Raw genomic sequence first — 21,699 nt, forward strand, 5'->3', positions numbered from 1 at the left:
ATGACCAACGAAACCACCCCCGCATCCAGCCTGACCGACAAGGAACGCGAAGCCATCGCACAAATGCCTTATGAAGAGGCTCGAGATCAGCTCATTCAGGCCGTGCAGGCACTTGAAGCCGGCGGACTTAACCTTGACCAATCCATGCGTCAGTGGGAGCTTGGCGAAGCCCTCGCCAAGCGCGCCCAAAGCCTGCTCGGTGAAGTGCGCGCCAAACTTGACGCAGCCCAGGCGGAACAGGCCACTGCGGCCAATACCGCTGGAACGCAAGACAATCTGGCCTGAGCATCCCAAAAATACCGTCAATATAGCATTTTCATGACTGTGCGCCACACGTTTTTACGAGGCGTTATGTGGCGTACAGTCATACCGAAATTCCGGATTTCTTCATTTCGATACCACACTCGTCCGGATGGTGTGTAGAATGATGATTCGTTGCCTCAGTAGCTCAGTGGATAGAGCACTTCTCTCCTAAAGAAGGTGTCGTAGGTTCGATTCCTATCTGGGGCACTTTATTTTATGCGGATACGCAGCCGATACGTAGTTGTGCCAACACTCTTCTCACACGTCGAATTGCACGGTTGCCAGCAACGCCTTGTGATCACTTCCATCGATTTTCAACGATTTGACCCGACCGGCCAACATGCCGGAATCCAATACGATATGGTCAATGCCCGCGAATGTTGGCACATAATCGATATTCGCAGGCCACGTGAACACCAATCCCCCAGCCGCCTGCTTGGCCGCATCCGTAAACCGCGCTCCCAAGAAATTGCGGAACGGCGTATGATCGTCGGTCGCATTGAAATCACCCATGAACACGTACCTGCGAGACGTATCGTATCGAAGCCGTCCAAGCTCATCCAACGAACGCTTCCACTGCTGCCAATACCCATCGGTCGGAGATGTGGTATGCACCGAAACGAAACGAATCTGCGTCTGACCATCATTAAACGAAACCGTGGCCCCTGGCATGAATGACGCGCTCGAATCAACATCATCATCAGCCGGGGCGACAAGCGGACTTGCCGACCACAAACCATTGCCATACACGCCGTCTGAACTTGCCACCTGCGCATACGGCAGCAAATCGCCAATACCAGCCTTGTTCAACTCGTCCACGAAAGCATCGGTCGTTTCTTGCAATGCCAACACTTCCACGCGCTCGCTACGCACCACATCAACGATTTCCTGCGCGTCGGCACGACCCTTAAACACATTGCACGTCATCAAACGGGCGTAATCATCCTGCGTATTGGCGGACGCTCCCGAAACCGCCGAGATCGCAGCACGCGGAAGCTTCGTCTCATTGTAGAAAAACGGATACTGCCACCATACTTGCAAAGCGATCGCTGCAATCGCAAGCAATACCGACATTGCTCGTTTCGAGACAATACCGCAAACCAACGCGATTACTGCAAGAATCGCAAACCAAGGCACCAACGAAACGATAATGGGAACATACGGCCACGCTTGAATCTCAGCAGGCAGTATGTGCGAAACCGTACCCAGCAAAGCCGCGATCGACAGAATACCAGCCAGAAAACCGCATATGACATTACGCACGCGATGCGACTTAGCTTTCTTCAACGTGCGAATAGGCTTAACAGCCTTCGCCTGCGCTATACGCGGTTTCGCTGGCGCACCCGACCGTGCCATACTTCCTCCAATATGGGCATTGCATTCAAACAGTCGTCAAGGCCAAGCCCATGGACGAACGCCATCGATGATAATGCGTTTTTGGTAGCACCGTGCCCATGAGCGCTCTCTCGTAACAGCATCTCCAAATCCGACGGCATTGCCAACCTATCAGCACATGTTCATCGGCATCATCACCATTGCCGTACAGCAAGAATACCCCTCAACACATGCCAAGCATCTAAATAATCCTTCAAAACTCAATCTAACATATGATGGCAATTACAGGGATGCATTAGAAAGGGGATTTAATGCTGGAACTTGACCACGTGGGGTTTTCGTATGGGAAACGTCTGATTTTAGACAATGCGAGTGTATTATTCAAAGAAGGTTCGACAACGGCAATAATGGGACCTTCCGGCTCAGGAAAGACCACTTTGCTGCGTTTGATGGACGGTTCTTTACAACCAGACACTGGCTCCGTCACCATTGATGGCGCAAATGTCAATTCCATTGATCGAAAAAATCTTCTCGGATCTTTATGCATGCGCATATTTCAGGATTACAGGCTCATTCCATATCTTGACGTGCGAGAAAACATCATGTTAGCGTTTGAAGCGGCGCATAAGAACCTCGGACAAACCAAGATTAAGGAAACTTCCCACGCTGAAAACAACACAATCGATAACTTGCTTGAAGAAGTGCATTTAGCAGGCTATGCAAACCATTTGGCTGGTCAATTGTCAGGAGGAGAGCAGCAACGTGTGGCCATCGCACGCGCGATCGCCATGAAACCACGTGTGATTCTCGCGGATGAACCCACCGGCGCGCTTGATGAGGAAAATACGCAGGCAATTGCAACATTGCTTTCAGATATTGCCCACAAAGAGCGATCCATTGTCATAATCGCAACGCATGACGCTACGGTCGCGCAGCACAGTGACCGCATTGTGCGCATTCAGGACCACAAGTTGGTGGAGCAATGAATGGCATGCCTTACCACAGCACTGGAATCACGAGGCACGTTACCTCTGGATATTTGAGATTCCATCCGATGCTCACCATCTCACTCTTTGTGGTGGCATTATTGTCGGCGATGCTACCCGTGGCGGCCTTGAACAGCTTGAATCTATACGTACAGGCCACCAAAGAAGGCGCAGCAGGTCAATCCGGAGGGTACACGTACCAAATTTCAGGAGGCAGCAACGATGTAGCCGAAGAACTCAGGCAACAAGTCCAAAACGGTAAGGCCATCGGCGTCAAATCCACACAAGGATCAGTAGGCCTCACCTCCGCCAGCGGCTCTTCACGAAACACCATCGCAGACATAACTTTCCTAACAGGCCCCTCACGATATGGCACGCTCATCGAAGGGCATCAGCCGTCGCAAAAAAGCGAAATCTCCCTGTCTCGGGCCGCAGCTGAACAAATTGACGCCCAGCTGGGAGATATAGTCACCGTGCAATGTGACGATTCCGCATTATCAGGCGACTATAAGCTCATTGGCATCACCGTCGATGCTGCGAACACCAACACCGTGTACGCAACAGCAGTGTCTTCCAAAGACAATCTCCAAAACATACAAATGTGGCTCACCGACGATGACGCTACTGTAAATCAGGGAGAAGTCGCAAAAGAGAGCGCAACCAACAATGTCAATATCGGATACATCAAATCGACAATACGAAATGCCGAAGAAACAGTTCGTACTCGCGATCTGCCAGGATGCCAATGGTACGGAATAGTTCTGTTCCTTTGCTTGCTGTGCGTACATATCGCAGTAATGACAGCATTCTTCCGAGCAGGTCAGTGTTCCGGAGATGCTGTGGTAGAAGCTCTGGTAGCTTGCGGATTCCCCCTCACCACCAGCAGATGGACAGTGTTTCGAGGATTGCTTATTTGCATAATACCCGGAGCCGCAATCGGCATCGCAGCCGGATATGCGGTATTCGGTCTTAGTTACAGGACCATAGGCAACATATTCGCCCAATATTGGGAATGGCAACCATCAGCAACTTCCCTGCTGTCCATCTTTTTTGTCGCAGCGATTTTGCTGTGCTCGCTATGCTTGACATGGTTGGTTTTGTTCTTCCGCATGTCCTTTAAGCATGACATCACAACCAGAAACGCATTATGGTACATCATTCCTTCCTCGGCCGTTCTGCTGCTTTCTTGTGTGGCGATAGAACGTTATCATGCAGCCGCATGGCCGTTTGGCGGATCAGTGGGATCGGTCATGGGGGCTTGTGCTCTGGGACCTCTGCTCCTTTCACTACCTTGGCTTTTCCGCACGCCAGCACAATGCAGTGCGGTAGAACGTACACGAAGTTTGTCTGCCCCAATATGTGCATTGGCGCTCCTGCTCTTGGGAGTCAGCTCATTATTCAGCGGGCAAATGATGATAGCGACAGGCAATTCGGATAATGGGCTGTTCATCGCCGATTATTTGACTCAGGATGACTTGAACTATCTTGCCGGCAAATATCCCAAGACTCTAGATAAAGCCGTCGTACTCACGGCACCGGATGAATCCCGGCATCTGGTCCGCGCCGCGACTTCCCATGCTTACGATTGCGTCATTCAACATGGTTCCGACGATGCGGATTGCTACTCAGATTCCGATAATGAAACCACTGTCATGCTTGTTGATAGCAACTCATCTTTAGCCGGTAAAACCAACGACGTTCATATTGCCGAAGGCGGTAACGCTGGTATCATTCTCATTGATCCCGCAACCCAAAAAATAACTCAGGCAGCACAAGTTCCCACCGAGGGCACCGATTCGCTGCTCAATGATTACACCATGCCCGGCGTGGTTCTTGGAATCGACTCACCGCAGGCAAAGACGCTTGGCCTTGCACCGAGCAACCGGCATACTCTCGTTATTACTGATTTCCCGTCAATCGCTTCCGGCGTTCGCGATTCGATTCGATCTGACATCATTAACCGTTGCGGGTATGCATTCATTACCGAACACGACACCACCTCTTACCGCTCCTACATGGCACGCGCCATTGCCATGCCGGCTTTGGCTACGATTATCAGCGGCCTGACATTCGCCGCATTGGCTATATCAACCCGTCAATCGCAGTCAGCGTTACGCTGGACGCTTCAAGAATTCGGTGCATCACGATTCCAGCTCATGCGTTTGTTCAGACCCTTAGGAATAACCATGTCGTTGGGATCAACCATAGCCGTATTCTTGGGGTGGCTGGGCTCGCATCCTTGGATTATTGCGCCCGCGAACGAATTCGGCACCACAGGCTGGTGGTGGCTCATACCGTTACCCGTCATTTTTGTTGAAACGGCATTGTTCTGTTGGTGGTTTTCGCTGACTGAGCGCCGCAATCAGTGATCGCCGGATTCACCTTCGCGCATAATTGGACTTGCACGAATCGAATAATGAAAAATCCCGAGGAGCGGCGCTCGACTCGGGATTCAAAAAAGTTTAAGTGCGGCGACGTGCTACTCTCCCACACCCTCTCGAGTGCAGTACCATCGCCGTGCTAGGCCTTAGCTTCCGGGTTCGGAATGGAACCGGGCGTCTCACCTAGGCTCTGATCACCGCAAGATGAAATAATACGCGCACATGCCTCAATCACCAAATCACGGCGTGTCGCAACACATTTGGCCACATCAGCCGCACCATGCTTTTGGCGCTTACCTCAGGTTCAGAACGAGCTCCAGGAGCCACGCCGACGATGAGCATGTGTACAGTTATTCGAACCAATATCAAGCACGCCGAGTCGCATGGCATGCGAATGCAGACCGACCATGATCCGACAGCATAGTTACTGAAGTGTTTAACATGTTGCGCGACATACCATTGACAACCTTTGTATTTTTCTTATCTCAAGTCAGGAAGAAAAGGGTGCTTACCCCTCTTATAGGGCGGAAACAACGATTGCAATAAACAGAAAAAACATATACAAAAAACGGTTCCACACGATGTTTCCATCGCACGGAACCGTCTTCACCGCAAAAACAACAGTCTCAACAAGCCATGCAGGAATCAGCCACGAAGCTTGCTAACAAAATCGCCAAGCCGCTTCAAACCCTCACGCAACGCCTCGCGCGAGGCCGCATACGACAGTCGCACATGCGTGTCAGCGGTCGCCTCACCGAAATCACGGCCCGGAGTCAGCGCGATATGCGCTTCCTTCAGCGCACGCTCACAGAACGTCCACGCATCCAAGCCAGTGCTGGAAATGTTGAAGTACGCGTAGAACGCACCGTTCGGTTCAACTTCCAACGGCAGTCCAATTTCAGCCAGACCGTCTACCACGATGCGGCGGCGTTCCAGTAGTTCCTGACGGCGTTCCTCGCACACGGCCAACGTTTCCGAAGCGAAGCACGCGAGCGCCGCATGCTGGGTGGGCGTATGCGCGCACAGGAAGAAGTTGGTGGCGAGGTCATCCATGGCTTCGAGCGCGTATTCAGGCACGACCATCCAACCGAGGCGCCAGCCGGTCATGCCGAAGAACTTGGAGAAGCTGGAGCAGACGATGGCGTCCGGATCGCAGGCGAGCACGGATTTCACGTCAGAACCGTCCGGTTCGCGGTCGGCCAGGTCAAGGTAAGTTTCGTCGACGATGCGCCATGCGCCGCGTTCTTTCGCCAGGTCGCACACGGATTTCAGGGTGTCGAAGGCGATGGTGGTACCGGTCGGGTTCGACGGCGAGGTGATCATCACCGCTTTGGTGCGATCCGACCAGTATTCGCGGCACAGTTCCGGCGTGAGATGGAATCGGGTGGCTGCGTTCGTCGGCACGTCCACGACTTTGCCGCCGAACGCGCGGACCAGTTCGCGATTGCACGGATACGACGGGTCGGCGATCAGCACCTCGTCACCCTCGTTCACCGTCAATGCGGCGGCAAGCAGCAGTGCCGTGGAACCTCCGGCCGTGATTGCAATACGTTTCGGATCGACGTCCACATGGTGACGTTCCTTGTAGAAATCGGAAATCGCCTGACGTAATTCCGGCAAGCCCATTGCAGCGGTATATGGCAATGGACGGCCATCATACTGTTCGCGCATTGCATCACGCACTGCGGGTGGAGCACCGAAATCCGGCTCCCCCAAGCTCAACTTGACCACATCGGTGCCTGCAGCGATCATCTCGTCGGCCATCGCACCAAACACCATGGCACGGAACGGATTAGCAATCTGGGCGCGGTGCGACATCTGCGGCAGCGCGCTGTTCTCAGCATTTCCCATAGTTCGTTTGTATTCTTCAGACGCGACAAATCACGAACACCGTCTCACTGCCATTACGCCTCGTTTCGAAAACAGAAAATCACATGTCACGTAAAGCTGGGATCACAAGCATCATGCGCCAGCGGTAAGAGTCACACTCCGACGATTTCGCAGTACAGTCTCTCCAACCGTTCCTCACGCACTTTTTTGGCGAGCTCACATTCCCACACCACAATCACTTTCCAGCCCATCGCTTCAAGTTCGGCATGCTGTCTGACATCTCGTTCATGGTTGCGCAGCAGTTTCGCACTCCAGAATTCCACATTCGATTTCGGTACACGTGTGGCTTTCGGGCAGTTTTCATGCATATGCCAGAAACATCCGTTGATGAACACCATCGTGCGGTATTTCGGCAACACCACATCGGGATGCCCTAGATACCGCTTGTCGTTTTTGCGGAATCGTAGGCCTTTCGAAAAAAGAAAACTGCGTACCATCATTTCGATGGATGTGTCTTTGCCTCGGATATGCGACATGATGTAGCTTCTCGTGCCACGCTCATATTTCTCTATTTGTGCGGATTTCCGAGGTTTTCCGGTCTTCTTAACGTGTTCCTGCGCTGCCACAGCACACCATTATGGCAAGATCTGGCAAAATACGGCAAATCGGAAAAACATCCGGACAAATGCGATGCAAGTGGGATACGGATCAACGCGCGTTGCGATCACGCATGGCGTACGCTGGAACTTGCAACGCAGCAATATAAATGAATAACACTATTCAGACAGTTTACGAAAGATGGGGTTTGATATGGCTCGTATTCGTGTCGCGATTCTCGGCGCAGGCCGGATCGCACAACATATGGCTGACACGTTGGTGAAAATGGCCGCGGACAGCCGTTATGCGGATTTGGTTGAACCGTATGCTGTCGCCGCACGAGATGCGGGACGTGCGGCTGATTTCGCCACGAAATACGGCTTTCCGGTTTCATACGGTTCATATGAGGAACTTGTGACCGATCCGAACGTGGACTTGGTGTACATCGCCACGCCGCACAATCTGCATGCGGAACAGGTGATATTGTGCATGAAAGCCGGCAAGGGTGTGCTGGTGGAGAAAGCGTTCGGCGCGAATGCGGCACAGACCCGTGAGATGTTAGCCGTTGCAAAAGAAACCGGCATGCTGTGCGCGGAAGCGATTTGGACGCGATACATGCCATCTCGCGCCATTATCGATGAGATTCTCGCCTCCGGTGCGATTGGCGAAATACAGGCGATCGATGCGAACCTGTGTTATCCCACCACAGCGAAGGCGCGAATCACTGATCCCGCGCTTGCCGGTGGCGCATTGTTGGATGTTGGCGTATATCCAATCAATTTCATCGACATGATCATGCATAATGCGCCGATCGCTCGCATTGAATCGTCGATGCGAGCGTACAAAACCGGTGTGGATGCGCATAATTCCATGACGTTCTATTACGAGAACGGTGTAATGGCGACCGCGCAAAGTTCGATTCTATGCCATAGCGACCGCATGGGATCCGTGTGGGGAACCGATGGTTATATGGTGTGCCAGAACATTAATAATGTTGAGGCGATTGACGTGTATGACGGCAATCATACGATTGTTGCACATTACGATGTTCCCGCGCAGCTCACCGGCTATGAGTACGAGGTGGCGGCCGCCGCACAGGCCGTAATCGACGGTCGCACCGAATGCGAGGAAATGCCCCACGCCGACACCCTGCGCATTATGGAACTCATGGATTCGCTGCGCCGCGACTGGAACCTCACCTACCCCTTCGAACGTTGAGCTCCAATATTAGTTTCAGCGTCGGTGAATTGCGATTCCGCTCAAACAGCCGACGCTGGAACATTCATCGGCAGCACATATAATTTCTCCTTGCACTGGTTGAGGAGGAGCATTATGGGATTGCTGAGCAAGTTCATGAACGCACTTGGTGGAGAACCGTCTGTCTCCAAACCGGCGACTCAGCCCGTCCTCAGGACCGCTCAGCAAAACGTTCCCAAGCCCACGCAACAGCAGACGACGCAACGCAAGTCCACCGCACAATCACGTCAAGCGCAACAGCCTACGCAGCCATCCCAATCATCACAATTGGCGCGATCGTCATACCGCGCGCAAACACAAACCACAGCTCGCAATACTTCCGTCACAACGAATCGTTCGCGAGCGCAATCTCATGCCAATTCACAACCGGCGCAGAAGCTTATGCCGCAACCGTTGCTTCCCGCCGATCAGATTGAGCGGACGCGGAATATCATCGGTAAAATCGAAAAGCATGATTTAAGCGACGAGCAGATCAGTGCCATCGCCGGAGCTGGTCACAATACGCTGGTGCTTGCAGGTGCGGGAACCGGCAAAACCACTACTATCGTCGGCTATATCGCATGGTTGCTCGCCACGAAGCGCGCCGCCCCTGAAGAAATTCTCGTACTGTCGTTCACCAAGGCGTCCGCGGGCGACATGTCGCAACGTATCATGGCAAGCACCGGCAAAACGATCCGCGCATGCACGTTCCACAGTCTCGGCTTGGAAATCTGCCGCGCGGCCACCATCGCCAACCGTCCCATCATCGACGGGCACACGTCGAACACGGTGGTCCGCAACACATTCGAGCAACTGCTTTCGAAAAACATCGGCTACCGTCTGCTGGCATTCAAACTCATGTCGAAGGAACTGCTCGGCAAATACGGCAAAGCCGCGAAAAGCGAGGATTTCCAGCTGCCGACGGATGATTACGGCTTCAACCAGTACAAGCAGAATCTCATCGAAAACGCGCAGACCATCATCCAGCATATGCGTCAGAACAGCATCGGTATCGACGGTATGCGCGAGCTCAACGAACGCAGCGGCGGCAAAAACGTCGGCCGCAATCGCGAGATGTTGCAACTCATCGAGCCCCTCTACAACGCGTACATCAGCAATTTCCGCACGACGCATGGCATTGATTTTCCTGGCATGATCACCGACGCCATCCGCTGCATACAGCGCGGCGCCTACCGTCATCCATACAAGTACGTGCTCATCGACGAATACCAGGACATGTCGCGACCGCGCTACGAACTGATCCGCGCATTGCGGCGAGCAGAGCGATTTCACGCTGTTCTGCGTGGGCGACGACTGGCAGTCAATCTACCGTTTCGCCGGCAGCGACATTCATCTCATCCTTGATTTCGCCGAAATTTGGCACACTTGGGGCCCAACGCGCATGTTCCAGATCACCACCACGCGACGATTCCGACAGAGTCTCATCGACGCGAGCGGCGCGTTCGTCATGCAGGACAAAAGCCTGTATGTCAAGCATTTGCACAATCCATCCGATAAGAAGGATTATTCGTTGAAGGCGCTTGGCGGCGCCACGCAGGAGGAGCGCTTCGACGCGATCATCGAGCAGTTACGCAAGCTGCCGAAAACCGCGTCAGTACTTATGCTGGGACGTTACAAAAGCGATCTGAATCTGCTGTCACGCAACGATCGCGACGGATTGTTCCAGATTGACGAGCACACTGGTGGCATTGTGTTCCTTGAGAAGCCAAAGATGGATATCGAGTTCATGACCGCGCATAAATCCAAGGGTCTACAACGCGACTTCGTTTTTCTGCTGTGCTGTTCCGGCGGTTTGAAAGGCTTCCCAAGTACGATTCCCGAAGAGCCGCTGCTCGGTCTGCTGCTGCCGGAAGTGGAACGGATGCCGCATGCGGAGGAACGTCGACTGTTCTACGTGGCGATGACCCGATGCAAGAAGAAACTGTTCTTCATCGTGGATCAGACCCGCCCGTCGCGATTCATGTATGAACTGCATAGCAAGATCTGTCCGAACATTTTCCGAGGAGTCAAGCTTCCTCCGCAATGCCCGAATTGCGGCGAAGCCTTGCGATTGCGGCATGCCGGCTCCGACCCGTCGCGCAAGTTCTACGGTTGCACCGGTTTTCCAAATTGCCGGTTCACGCAGCAGTGCAAGTAGGAGTGACGACAATTCCAGCGAAATCATGCCCCTCTTTCGAAATACGCCATGTTTTATGGCCATGTGGTCGTTTTCGCCAACCCGATACCCCCTGTCGTTTTTGTCCTAGTTTCGCACCCCTCTTCCTTGAGACGCGTTGTATCCTGGATCTGATTCACCAATCAGGAGAAAGCCATGACAGTAGTTGACCAGCCCCGCCAGCGATCCTCGCATCATCGGCACCGTTGTGTTGACATCATTCATCTGCCATTTACTGAACGGCACTCCCCACCTGACCGAGCATCACGAGATGCGTTGGCTGGTCCCTTCCGAAATATCCTCTTTGGATTGGGCGCTCGCCGACCGGGAAACAGTGCGATTGCTTTCCACAATGAATCTCGCCAGAAAATAGCATCAACGAACACCATGGACGGACACTACGATTCCCCACTCATCGATGCGCTGCTTTCCGGTTTCATATTATCTGTCGTTCGCACGATCGCGTGAGAAGAGTCTGTCACGCGGCAAAAACGCGACTTATCAAAATCAGACGCATTCACACAGACCATAATCAACTACACATGTTCATATGAACACTAGAGCAACACGAATTTCCAAAATAAAAAGAACACGCTCAATGTTATATTTTTCCATTTCTTTTACCCCATGGCAGATCGCCTACATTGCAACGAATTAGCGCACACAACCACAGATATAGCTTATTTTCAGCGATTTCAACGCCCATCAATCGTGATATCGTTATTCATGGACAGAAAAACTATCCACTACACATGTTCGCTTTTCATCTAAAGAGAACACAAAAACAAACATTACTCATGTTCACAGATACAAGGTAAAAGGACAAAGCCATGGCCGATAAGAAACCCATCATCACCGTAGATCTCAACATGTTCAGCCAAGACGCCGAGGCGAAGACCACCGCAGCCAATAAAGTCGCCAAGAGCCTCGGCATCAGCGACGAGGCACTCGCCAAAGTCGAAGACTTCAAACAAGCGCTTACCGAGCATAACGCCTGGGATCTGCCGTTCATGGGCTACGTGAACGAGGACGGCTACGGCTACGCCTACGTACCGGACGCGGCCATCACCATGAATCCCTATTGGGACGCGCATAAGGAATTCATGAATCTGCCCGAAGACGTGCAGACCGCCTTCGCCATCCGCATGCTATTCACGCATCGTCCGGTCGATCGCTACGGCGCGGATATGTTCCTGCACTACCACCGTGGCTTCCAAGTGAACTTCATCGGCTCCGGCGCCAACAAGTACTGATCGGGATCGCCCGAATAGTTCTCGCGCACAAAACCATTCCGAAACAGACAACCCAAACGACAAGGTGGTTTGCACATATATCGAACATATGCGCAAACCACCTTCATCGACTCATTTCGCGCCGCTACAGCTTACTGACCGCCTGCATAGGCACCCGCATCAAGACCGTCGACATCCAGACCATCTGAACCAGGACCAAATTCCCGTCCACCCGGTCCTCCGAGGAACTCACGAGCGGACATGCCATTCTCCTTCCGGGACGCATCCACAGCCTCCTGCAGCACCTGACGCACCTCGAAACCGTTAACCACGTTCTTCAGTGCCACCACGCCGTTGCCAGACGACTGGTCACGCGTATCCAGCACAAGCGTGCTCATACCGAAGATACGCTGCAGGAACGTACGCTCCACACTGATGTCAACGATACGAAACAGCTTGATCAGGTTGAATCTCTCATTCAAGATACCGGTTTTGACGCTCAATTCCCGATCGGTAAGCGTGTATACGGTGAATGTGAATGGCGTACGGCACCAATTACGCTTACGCTGCCGCCACAGGACATTGCCACTTGCAACCTTCATAGGTAATTCTCTTTCTTACCTGACCATAACGGGCCTTTATGGACCGCCTAAGTCCACGGAATACGCCGCGACTACGTGACGTATGCAACAACAATCGCAATTCTACCGGCCAGGACACCCAACTTATCTCGAATCACGGAGACAGCGGCAACGGCACGAATCGCAATCACGACCAAGAGCTCATAATAAGCGCAGAAGTGTTTCACAGAATGTTTCATGCATCGAAACTGGAACTTTCGACACAAGCGCCATATCATGCTATAGGCTTGGGCGTCAGTAGCGAACCGATAAGACATATTCAACCAGCAACACCGCCTCACCTAGATGCGCAATGGAAAGGCATGCAATGGATTCTGGACAGGGCAGCTTCAATCGCAGGCAGGATGCCGACGATCTCACCGATTACGTCAACAACGGATGGCTCAGTTCCAACGAATTCGACGGACCGACCTTCCTGTGGAACCACATGATACGCGAAGCCAGTCGAGAAGGCTCCGACCAACGTAACGATGTGCCGGTCGCCAATCTTTCCGACGCGGACACGGTCATCAATATGCCTATGCAATGGTATTTCGACGCTCTCGCATCCATGGTGCCTACCGCGGAACGCACTGACACTGGCGTGGAAATCCCACGCATCGACATGCCGACGTTTTCACTGGATTCGCAGGCATTGTCCGGTGTGGACGCGGTGGTCGGCAATGCAGTGGCCAGCACACGTTGGCTTGATGCGGTCGGCAACCTCGCCAAGGCCGTGGAAATGACCGCACGGTTCGTCGGCAATGTAGCCGACCGCGACAACGAGGGTTTCGACTATCTGAAGGATCTGATTCAGACCGTGCGCGTATACATGGATGCGGTGGCATGCAATGCGGACCCCATGACCGGCGAGCAGGCGCTGAATATCATCACACAGGTGGCTTGCAATGAGGATTTTCGACTCAACGCCATGCAGATGGTGGAACTGCTTTCCTGCGGATTGTCGTTCGCACAGTGGGATGATACTCGCATGTTCGCTTACGATGCGTTGAATAAGGGCATTGCCACGATGAGTGATTTCGCCTCGTCTGCTTCGATGTTGTCAAACTCGGCAGATGATTCCAACAGCCGCGACATACAAACTGATTCGCAGCCTGTTGCGCAAGCGAAAACCGATTTGAGTTTGTTTGAAGACGATGATTCCTTATCCGCAGAAGATTTGAATAATCTCGCGATGCTTGATCCTGCTTTGCTTTCGGAAAAGGAGATTGCGCAGGCCGCGCAGAATCAATTCGATCATGCCGTACAGTTTTTGCGGCATGACTTGCTGCGGATTAGCGGTGACATTGATGAGGCTGATCGTTTCCTACGTGACAATCATACTTCCGAACCGCTCGCCGATGCATATGCGGCGCGATTGATCGCTTCGGAACGGTGGCAGGATCTACTCAATTTTGTCGATCTGGTATTGCGAGACAAACCTAATCAGGTCACGATGATGTTCCCCGAAGAAGTGGTTCCCTACGAGTGGGAGACGATTCGAGAGGCCGCTTTGGAAGCACTAGGACGTCGCGACGAATTGATTGCGATGTATCAGGAACGTTTAGATGACACATATGACCCCAACACCGCACTCAATCATCTGAAACTTCAGGCATGGCAAGACTAAGAGCTAAGAGCCAACAAGGCTGAGAGATAAGGCAAAGAAACTCACCTCAGCCCTCAGCCATACGCATCCTACGTTCAGCCGATATGCCGGTTCATCATGTTGTATTCCGGCTGGACAACGGTCAACGGATGCAATCCCCGTTCGGATGATGCGCTGAGCGCATTCCAAACGTGCCGCGCTCCATTCCTCACTCACACTGTAGGCAAAAACGTATCGCATCAACAAGTGTGCGATTGTACTCCACGGCGACCGGGCACAATCGCACACCTGCTTTTTCATATTGTCTCCAATATTGCCTCCATGCTGCGTATTTCATATCGGAGTCAGTAGTGCGAGATACGCAGCGTGGCCAACTGGAACGGGGCGAGATGAATATGGGCGCCTTGGGCAAGCATCGGTTCGCGGGATTCGAGACAAATCGGCAAATCCTCGGGCAATCCGTCGCCTTCCATAACATCGGTTTCTCTTATCAGGCCACCACCAATCGCTTCCGTCAGATGCAGCATGGCTTCGGCATGGCCTCCCGCGGCCTCATACAGTCGTATTACAAGATCTCCCGAACCATCATCAGCCAATTTCACCCAATCGATGATTGGCATGCCAGACACGGTTTCCAAAGATACTAAAGGATCGAATACAGGAACATTGCCAATTATCGGCGCATTAAGCTCCGCTGCTGCGTGAAGGGTACGGGCCAGACTCGCGTCGAGTATGACGGACCATTGAAAATCATGCGGTCCGATATCCTCTTTTGGATCCGGAAACGCCGGTGAGGATAGTAACGACAGTCGGAACATCGTACCGTTCACACGACCGGTAGATCCATTCGTGGCGATGGACGTCACATCGGAACCATATATGGAACCGTTGGCAATCGCTACGGAATAACCCGGCTCGTTGAAACGTACAAAACGACGCGTGCAGCTTTCGTATTTCGCTTCGTCAGAAGGAGTGTTGCGATGTATCGGCCGCTCAATCAGACCATATTGGCAATCGTACTGCGCGATGGACGCAACAACAGACAACGGAAAACCGACTTTGAGGAAACGCTCCCGCTCATGCCAGTCGACGTGAGCGGCAAAATCAAGCTGTTTGGCTTCACTACGCAACGTTATCGTAGTGTCGATACGGCTCTGACCAAATTTGGTGCGCACAACCACATAGGCCTCGTCATCCCCTGTTTCCGCGGAAATGATGCAGCCACTCGCCAAGATTTCATAACGAAGAAACGCATCACGCTCAATCTCCCAAGCATCCCAAACGGACGGCTCGTCTTTCAGCAATTCGTAAGAGCCAAGCCTCATGCCATCGGGGACGAGCTCACGGCCAGCCTGAACATCCTTCAAAGATGAAACGGTGCCGTCAGGCTCGATGACGGTCTCGACAAGACCATTGGACAGGATGACACCTCCTGTAGCGGTATGGGTCAACGAAACTTGCGTACCAGCCACAGGTTCGGCGGGAACCGCCCTCCATGCGTTGCCATCGACCCGATATTCTGCGATTCGCGCACGTTCCAGCACAGGAGCGTCCGGTCTGGCGCAACGCAGTACCGCACATGCCGAATCAGCAATCATTTCAAGTCGTTTGATATCACGCGCATAATCCGCACGGGCTTCACGATGCACCCATGCGATTGCGGAGCCGGGAAGGATGTCATGGAACTGGTTGAGCAGCAGCGTTTTCCAAATATCGTCAAGTTCGTCGGTTGGATACGTGTAGGATGAGTCGGCAATGGCCGCGGCGGCGCACAAATACTCCACCGCCCGTAGCCACGTTTCCTCGTTACGACATCCGCGCTTCATCTCTTGCTGGGAGGTAAGCGTACCTCGATGCAGCTCCAGATAAAGCTCACCATGCCATATTGGACTTTCTTCACCTGCCTCGTCTACAATCTGCTTGCGTATCATATCGAAAAGTTCGTCAGGCCCACTGGTTTCGACTTTAGGTAAACCCTCAAGATCATGAAAGCGTTTCAGACGGCCCAGCATCTCACGCGTGGGACCGCCGCCGCCATCACCATAACCGAACAACATAAGGGCGCAATCGGAAAGATCCTTATCACGGAAATTGTGTTCCGTATACATAAGTTCTTCCGCAGTTACACAAGCCGAATAAGTATCAGAAGGCGGAAAATGCGTAAGGATACGCGTACCGTCGATGCCCTCCCATTGGAAGGAGTGGTGTGGAAACTCAGTGGTATCGTTCCATGAAATTTTCTGCGTAAGAAACCAGTCATATCCGGCCCTTCGCGCGATCTGAGGCCATGCACCCGTATAACCGAAACTATCTGGCAACCAGATGCCATGTGGTTCAGCTCCCAGATGTTCACGGAAATACCGTTTGCCATAGGCAATCTGGCGAATCAATGATTCTCCGGCTGGGAGATTGCCATCAGACTCAACCCACATGCCGCCCACGGGAATGAACCGTCCCTGTTTAATACGTTGCAGCATGCGGACGAATAGGTCCGGATGGTCCTGTTCAAGCCAGGCGTACTGTTGCGCCGAACTCATCGCGTATGTGAAATCAGGATACTTATCCATCAATGCGAGCACATTCGATACGGTGCGTGCCACTTTGCGGCGGGTCTCACGCACCGGCCACAACCATGCGGAATCGATATGAGCATGTCCGACCGCACTGACATGCAAAGCGGAAGCGTTAGCCGGCTTAGACAGCACTTCAGACAACGCTTCACGTGCTTCGACAACGGTATCCGAATGCTGTTCATCAAAGATATTCAAAGAACGTTGCAAAGCCTTGGCTAGCTGGTAATAGCGTGTGGATTCCTTATCCGGCAAAGTTTTCATCAATCCTTGGATAGCATCTAAATCCAAGTGGTATTCTTCGAAGCGTTCATCGTATTCGGTTAGTTCAGCGGCTCGGAATACATATTGCATCTCAGGTTTTCCAGTGGCATGATCCCCCAGCCCGGTTTCATCGAAAGTGGTGATACCGAGTATCAGCGGATTGCAGGCCGCTTCAACATACACGGTGAACATGCCATCGTTCCCGATTGCCATATGACACGTTCCATCAGCATCAATGAACGGCACCCAGCGATTGCGTGGATGCAATGCTTTGAGAACCGTGCCATCCGACCGATAGACCATGCCTTCAACATGTCCACCTACCGAATGATCAAGCCAACCTAAATCAATAGACAGTTCCAAGGGCTTGCTTTTCGGATATCCCATTGGCAGTTTTCCTCTCAGCCGAAACCAAGTGGTACCCCAAGTGGTTCCCCATACGGAACCTACAGCGAACGGTCGGAATGGCACATCGCCTTTGGATTCATGTACGAAAAACTCTGTCGCAGGCATAGGCTCTCCGGGAATGTCAAAGGCTTCAATGGAGAGAGGCTCTATGGTGCGATGAATATGTGGGCGGACGCGTTGCCGAATAACTCGTTCACATCGTGCAAGCTGCTGATCGATGTTCAGGAACATCGTTACCATCCTTACCGATTCCGTTCCACAAACCGTATTCAGCAAACCGTATCATATACCGTGTCAAAAGCACGTTCCAAAAAAATATCTGTTCACCAGAAGTCTTTGTGGAATAACAAAAATTCCCTTTGGAAGCCCAAAACAGACTGAGCCGACCGGGAACAGGAAAAGCCTCCCGCACGCTGCGGGAAACGGACACCGGAAGAAAACAAAAAAAAAGGGGTTCCGGAGCCGAAGCTCGACGGGAACCCCCTCAAGTTGAATGCGGCGGCGCGCTACTCTCCCACACCCTCTCGAGTGCAGTACCATCGCCGCAGCCAGGCCTTAGCTTCCGGGTTCGGAAAGGGACCGGGCGTCTCACCTGGGCCATGACCACCGCAAAACCACTCTGAACGGCCGACCACACGGATCGGCCGGCAAACGGAACCGACCACGATTCCGATCGTGGCGGTCCGGGAACCGGACAACGGACGCGAAGCAAATCAAACGCCTTACCGATCATCGTCATTGTGACCACAGGAAACAGCATTCCCCGCCATCCAACGAGAAGAACCACCACAGGACGAGACCCAACCCACCAGACATGGATCGGAAAGTGTGCCGCGTTCGCCCGTTAGTACCGGTCGGCTCCATCCCTCGCGGGACTTCCACCCCCGGCCTATCGAACACGTGTTCAACATGCGGGCTTCGGACGCTCCGAGGAGCGTCAAGGAATCCTAATCTTGGAGCAGGCTTCCCGCTTAGATGCTTTCAGCGGTTATCCCTCCCGAACGTAGCCAACCGGCCATGCCGCTGGCGCGACAACCGGCATACCAGAGGTCCGTCCACCCAGGTCCTCTCGTACTATGGGCAGGCCTCCTCAGGATTCCAACGAGCGCAGAGGATAGAGACCAAACTGTCTCACGACGTTCTGAACCCAGCTCGCGTGCCGCTTTAATCGGCGAACAGCCGAACCCTTGGGACCTGCTCCAGCCCCAGGATGCGACGAGCCGACATCGAGGTGCCAAACCATCCCGTCGATATGGACTCTTGGGAATGATCAGCCTGTTATCCCCGGGGTACCTTTTATCCGTTGAGCGATGCCGCGCCCGTGCGCCGGCACCGGATCACTATCTCCGACTTTCGTCCCTGCCCGGACCGTCGTCCTCGCAGTCAAGCCCGCTTGTGCGATTACACTCGAAACCCGATTGCCAACCGGGCTGAGCGGACCTTTGAGCGCCTCCGTTACTCTTTGGGAGGCAACCGCCCCAGTTAAACTACCCGCCAGGCACTGTCCCTGAACAGGATCACTGTTCGAGGTGAGACGTCAAACGAGAACAGAGCGGTATTTCACCTTGCGGCTCCACGATGGCTGGCGCCACCGCTTCGAAGCCTCCCGCCTATGCTACACAATCCGCGCCTAACGCCAATACCAAGGTATAGTAAAGGTCCCGGGGTCTTTTCGTCCTTCTGCGCTTAACGAGCATCTTTACTCGTACTGCAATTTCGCCGAGCTCCTGGTCGAGACAGTGGGGAAGTCGTTACGCCATTCGTGCAGGTCGGAACTTACCCGACAAGGAATTTCGCTACCTTAGGATGGTTATAGTTACCACCGCCGTTTACCGGGGCTTGAATTCACCGCTTCGCCCGAGGGCTGACGGATCCTCTTAACCTTCCGGCACCGGGCAGGCGTCAGTGCATATACAGCGGCTTGCGCCTTCGCATGCACCTGTGTTTTTGGTAAACAGTCGCTACCCCCTGGTCTGTGCCACCCCCGAAAGCTCCGGAAGCGAGTTCCATCACCATCAGGGGTCTCCCTTATACCGAAGGCACGGGAGTGATTTGCCGAGTTCCTTGACCAGGATTCGCTCGATCGCCTTGGTATTCTCTACCTGACCACCAGTGTCGGTTTGGGGTACGGGCGGCAACGCCCCTCGCGCCGAGGCTTTTCTCGACGGCCTGGACCACCGGATATCGCGCCAAAAAGGCGCCCATCATCGCACCTCACCCTACATGTCCCACGGATTTGCCTATGGGACGGGCTGCGTGCTTGACCACGGAAAACCACCTCCGCGGCCGGCTCCCATTCCGTGTCACCCCTGTGCGCTAACCTACCAGGACTACATTCCCAACGACCGCGCGCCCCGAACCCCGAAGGGAACGACGCCACGCGACCGGAGGTTAGTACTCATCCGTTCGGCTCTTGCGGTTCGCTGCCGGTACGGGAATATCCACCCGTTCATCCATTCGACTACGCCTGTCGGCCTCGCCTTAGGACCCGACTCACCCGGGGACGACGAACGTGGCCCCGGAACCCTTGGTCATCCAGCGGACGGGATCCTCACCCGTCTCTCGCTACTCATGTCTGCATTCTCACTCCCCCGAAGTCCACGGCCGGCTTGCGCCGCCGCTTCGCCCCTCGGGGGACGCTCTCCTACCCAACAGCCACAAAGGCCGTTGCCGCGTCTTCGGTGGTGTGCTTGAGCCCCGCTACATTGTCGGCGCGGAACCACTAGACCAGTGAGCTGTTACGCACTCTTTCAAGGATGGCTGCTTCTGAGCCAACCTCCTGGCTGTCTATGCGACTCCACATCCTTTCCCACTTAGCACACGCTTCGGGACCTTAGACGACGATCTGGGCTGTCTCCCTCTCGACGACGGAGCTTATCCCCCGCCGACTCACTGCCGGAATACACATCCACGGTATTCGGAGTTTGGCTGCTATTGGTACCCCACACGGGCCCGCAAGCATCCAGTAGCTCTACCCCCGCGATGCAATCAACCGACGCTGCACCTAAATGCATTTCGGAGAGAACCAGCTATCACGGAATTTGATTGGCCTTTCACCCCTAGCCCCAAGTCATCCCCCCGGTTTTCAACCCAGGTGGGTTCGGTCCTCCACGCGGTCTTACCCGCGCTTCAACCTGCCCAGGGCTAGATCATCCCGCTTCGGGTCCAGGGCACGCGACTCAAAACGCCTTTTGAGACTCGCCTTCGCTACGGCTCCCCCACGACGGGTTAGCCTCGCCACGCACCACTGACTCGCAGACTCATTTTTCGATAGGCACGCCGTCACCCCACAAGGAGGCTCCGACGGATTGTAGGCGCACGGTTTCAGGAACTCTTTCACTCCCCTCCCGGGGTGCTTTTCACCTTTCCCTCACGGTACTGGTACGCTATCGGTCAGACAGGTATGCTTAGACTTACCCCACGGTCGGGGCCGATTCACACGGGATTCCACGAGGCCCGCGCTACTTGGGACGCATGATCGGAAGACGGCAAGCTTCCAGGTACGGGGCTGGCACCCTCTGCGGCCAGGCCTTCAAGCCTGTTCCCCTGGCAAGCCGTTTTATGACTCCCGCCCGGTCCGTCGGAACCGGGACACACGCTCCCACAACACCACGAACGCAACCCCCGACGGGTATCACGCGCCCATGGTTTGGTCTGATCCGCTTTCGCTCGCCACTACTCACGGAGTATCCCTTCCTGCAGGTACTGAGATGTTTCACTTCCCTGCGTACCCCCGGAACAACACGGTTCCGTGCCGGCCCATGACGGCCGGCGGGTTGCCCCATTCGGAAATCCTCGGATCGAAGCCATGTTGGAGGCTCCCCGAGGCTTATCGCATCCTCAAACGTCCTTCATCGGTACTGTCTGCCAAGGCATCCACCATACGCCCTTCAGGGCGGCACACGCCCCGAAAAAACCTGATGATAAGCTTCTCCACGCCAGACGACAGATCATCACACTGTAAACAATGATCACAAAACGATCGATCTCGAAACCAGACTCCAAAAAGAAGAGCCTGGCGAAATCGCGATAAAGCAAACGACGGCAAGAAACATGCCATCGCATTGCTCGCGTCCACTATCCAGTTCTCAAACCACCACGCACCCAAGAAACGATCCGGACACGGCACACCGGCCGGCCGACCGCCCCAAG

General features: G+C 53.8%; 14 protein-coding genes, 1 tRNA gene, 3 rRNA genes and 1 pseudogene. 10 read left to right on the plus strand and 9 right to left on the minus strand.

Going from position 1 to position 21,699, the window contains the following annotated elements; all coding sequences use genetic code 11:
* Nucleotides 1-285, plus strand: a complete 285-nt coding sequence (locus tag BBKW_RS07650) for an exodeoxyribonuclease VII small subunit (RefSeq protein WP_003834114.1) — start codon at nt 1-3, stop codon at nt 283-285.
* A 152-nt stretch (nt 286-437) separates the two neighbouring features.
* Nucleotides 438-510 (plus strand) — tRNA-Arg (locus tag BBKW_RS07655).
* A gap of 51 nt (nt 511-561) precedes the next feature.
* On the opposite strand, the gene BBKW_RS07660 is transcribed toward BBKW_RS07655, so the two are convergent.
* Nucleotides 562-1,659: an endonuclease/exonuclease/phosphatase family protein gene (locus BBKW_RS07660; protein WP_033500413.1), complete on the minus strand. Its 1,098-nt coding sequence runs from the start codon at nt 1,657-1,659 to the stop codon at nt 562-564.
* Nucleotides 1,660-1,816: 157 nt separating this feature from the next.
* On the opposite strand from BBKW_RS07660, the gene BBKW_RS10585 reads away from it, so the two are divergent.
* From BBKW_RS10585 to BBKW_RS07670, 3 genes are all read left to right on the plus strand, one after another.
* The gene (locus tag BBKW_RS10585) at nt 1,817-1,963 is read left to right on the plus strand and encodes a hypothetical protein (protein WP_154304115.1); all 147 of its coding nucleotides are present in this window, start codon (nt 1,817-1,819) and stop codon (nt 1,961-1,963) included.
* Entirely contained in the window at nt 1,950-2,624 is a 675-nt protein-coding gene (locus tag BBKW_RS07665; RefSeq protein ID WP_033500412.1) for an ABC transporter ATP-binding protein, read from the plus strand. Before BBKW_RS10585 ends, BBKW_RS07665 begins: the two co-directional genes overlap by 14 nt.
* 68 nt (nt 2,625-2,692) lie before the next feature.
* Nucleotides 2,693-4,993, plus strand: coding sequence for a hypothetical protein (locus BBKW_RS07670; RefSeq protein WP_128832349.1), 2,301 nt, complete (start codon nt 2,693-2,695; stop codon nt 4,991-4,993).
* A 97-nt stretch (nt 4,994-5,090) separates the two neighbouring features.
* Here BBKW_RS07670 and rrf (BBKW_RS07675) read toward each other — a convergent pair.
* The 4 genes and pseudogenes from rrf (BBKW_RS07675) to BBKW_RS07685 all read right to left on the minus strand — a co-directional run bounded on the left by rrf (BBKW_RS07675) (nt 5,091) and on the right by BBKW_RS07685 (nt 7,371).
* A 5S ribosomal RNA gene (gene rrf / locus BBKW_RS07675) occupies nt 5,091-5,207 on the minus strand.
* A 65-nt stretch (nt 5,208-5,272) separates the two neighbouring features.
* A pseudogene (locus BBKW_RS11205) lies at nt 5,273-5,414 on the minus strand (Ppx/GppA family phosphatase); the annotation flags it as partial.
* A 236-nt stretch (nt 5,415-5,650) separates the two neighbouring features.
* Complete coding sequence (locus BBKW_RS07680; RefSeq protein WP_033500410.1) at nt 5,651-6,856, minus strand: pyridoxal phosphate-dependent aminotransferase; 1,206 nt, start codon at nt 6,854-6,856, stop codon at nt 5,651-5,653.
* Between the two features lie 131 nt (nt 6,857-6,987).
* The gene (locus BBKW_RS07685; RefSeq protein WP_033500409.1) at nt 6,988-7,371 is read right to left on the minus strand and encodes a very short patch repair endonuclease; all 384 of its coding nucleotides are present in this window, start codon (nt 7,369-7,371) and stop codon (nt 6,988-6,990) included.
* Between the two features lie 274 nt (nt 7,372-7,645).
* On the opposite strand from BBKW_RS07685, the gene BBKW_RS07690 reads away from it, so the two are divergent.
* The 4 genes from BBKW_RS07690 to BBKW_RS07700 all read left to right on the plus strand — a co-directional run bounded on the left by BBKW_RS07690 (nt 7,646) and on the right by BBKW_RS07700 (nt 12,097).
* Nucleotides 7,646-8,650: a Gfo/Idh/MocA family protein gene (locus tag BBKW_RS07690; RefSeq protein WP_048349535.1), complete on the plus strand. Its 1,005-nt coding sequence runs from the start codon at nt 7,646-7,648 to the stop codon at nt 8,648-8,650.
* Between the two features lie 114 nt (nt 8,651-8,764).
* Entirely contained in the window at nt 8,765-10,033 is a 1,269-nt protein-coding gene (locus BBKW_RS11145; RefSeq protein WP_269446976.1) for a UvrD-helicase domain-containing protein, read from the plus strand.
* Nucleotides 9,972-10,826 (plus strand): 3'-5' exonuclease, encoded by an 855-nt coding sequence (locus BBKW_RS11150; protein ID WP_269446977.1) that lies wholly within the window; start codon nt 9,972-9,974, stop codon nt 10,824-10,826. Before BBKW_RS11145 ends, BBKW_RS11150 begins: the two co-directional genes overlap by 62 nt.
* Before the next feature lie 848 nt (nt 10,827-11,674).
* A complete protein-coding gene (locus BBKW_RS07700; RefSeq protein WP_033500406.1) occupies nt 11,675-12,097 on the plus strand; it encodes a hypothetical protein in 423 nt (140 codons plus the stop codon).
* Nucleotides 12,098-12,228: 131 nt separating this feature from the next.
* Here BBKW_RS07700 and BBKW_RS07705 read toward each other — a convergent pair whose 3' ends face one another.
* Nucleotides 12,229-12,678 carry a PH domain-containing protein gene (locus tag BBKW_RS07705; protein WP_033500405.1) on the minus strand — a complete coding sequence of 150 codons (450 nt, stop codon included), beginning with the start codon at nt 12,676-12,678 and terminating at the stop codon, nt 12,229-12,231.
* A 346-nt stretch (nt 12,679-13,024) separates the two neighbouring features.
* Here BBKW_RS07705 and BBKW_RS07710 point away from each other — a divergent pair, with 346 nt between their 5' ends.
* Nucleotides 13,025-14,326, plus strand: a complete 1,302-nt coding sequence (locus BBKW_RS07710) for a DUF6880 family protein (protein WP_033500404.1) — start codon at nt 13,025-13,027, stop codon at nt 14,324-14,326.
* A 323-nt stretch (nt 14,327-14,649) separates the two neighbouring features.
* Here the strand turns inward: BBKW_RS07710 and BBKW_RS07715 are convergent, their stop codons facing one another.
* The 3 genes from BBKW_RS07715 to BBKW_RS07725 form a co-directional block, all read right to left on the minus strand.
* Nucleotides 14,650-17,778 (minus strand): alpha-mannosidase, encoded by a 3,129-nt coding sequence (locus tag BBKW_RS07715; RefSeq protein WP_033500403.1) that lies wholly within the window; start codon nt 17,776-17,778, stop codon nt 14,650-14,652.
* A gap of 262 nt (nt 17,779-18,040) precedes the next feature.
* Nucleotides 18,041-18,158, minus strand: a 5S ribosomal RNA gene (gene rrf, locus BBKW_RS07720).
* A 214-nt stretch (nt 18,159-18,372) separates the two neighbouring features.
* Nucleotides 18,373-21,450, minus strand: a 23S ribosomal RNA gene (locus BBKW_RS07725).
* Nucleotides 21,451-21,699 lie beyond the last annotated feature (249 nt).

Source organism: Bifidobacterium catenulatum subsp. kashiwanohense JCM 15439 = DSM 21854 (genome assembly GCF_001042615.1).
GTDB lineage: Bacteria > Actinomycetota > Actinomycetes > Actinomycetales > Bifidobacteriaceae > Bifidobacterium > Bifidobacterium catenulatum.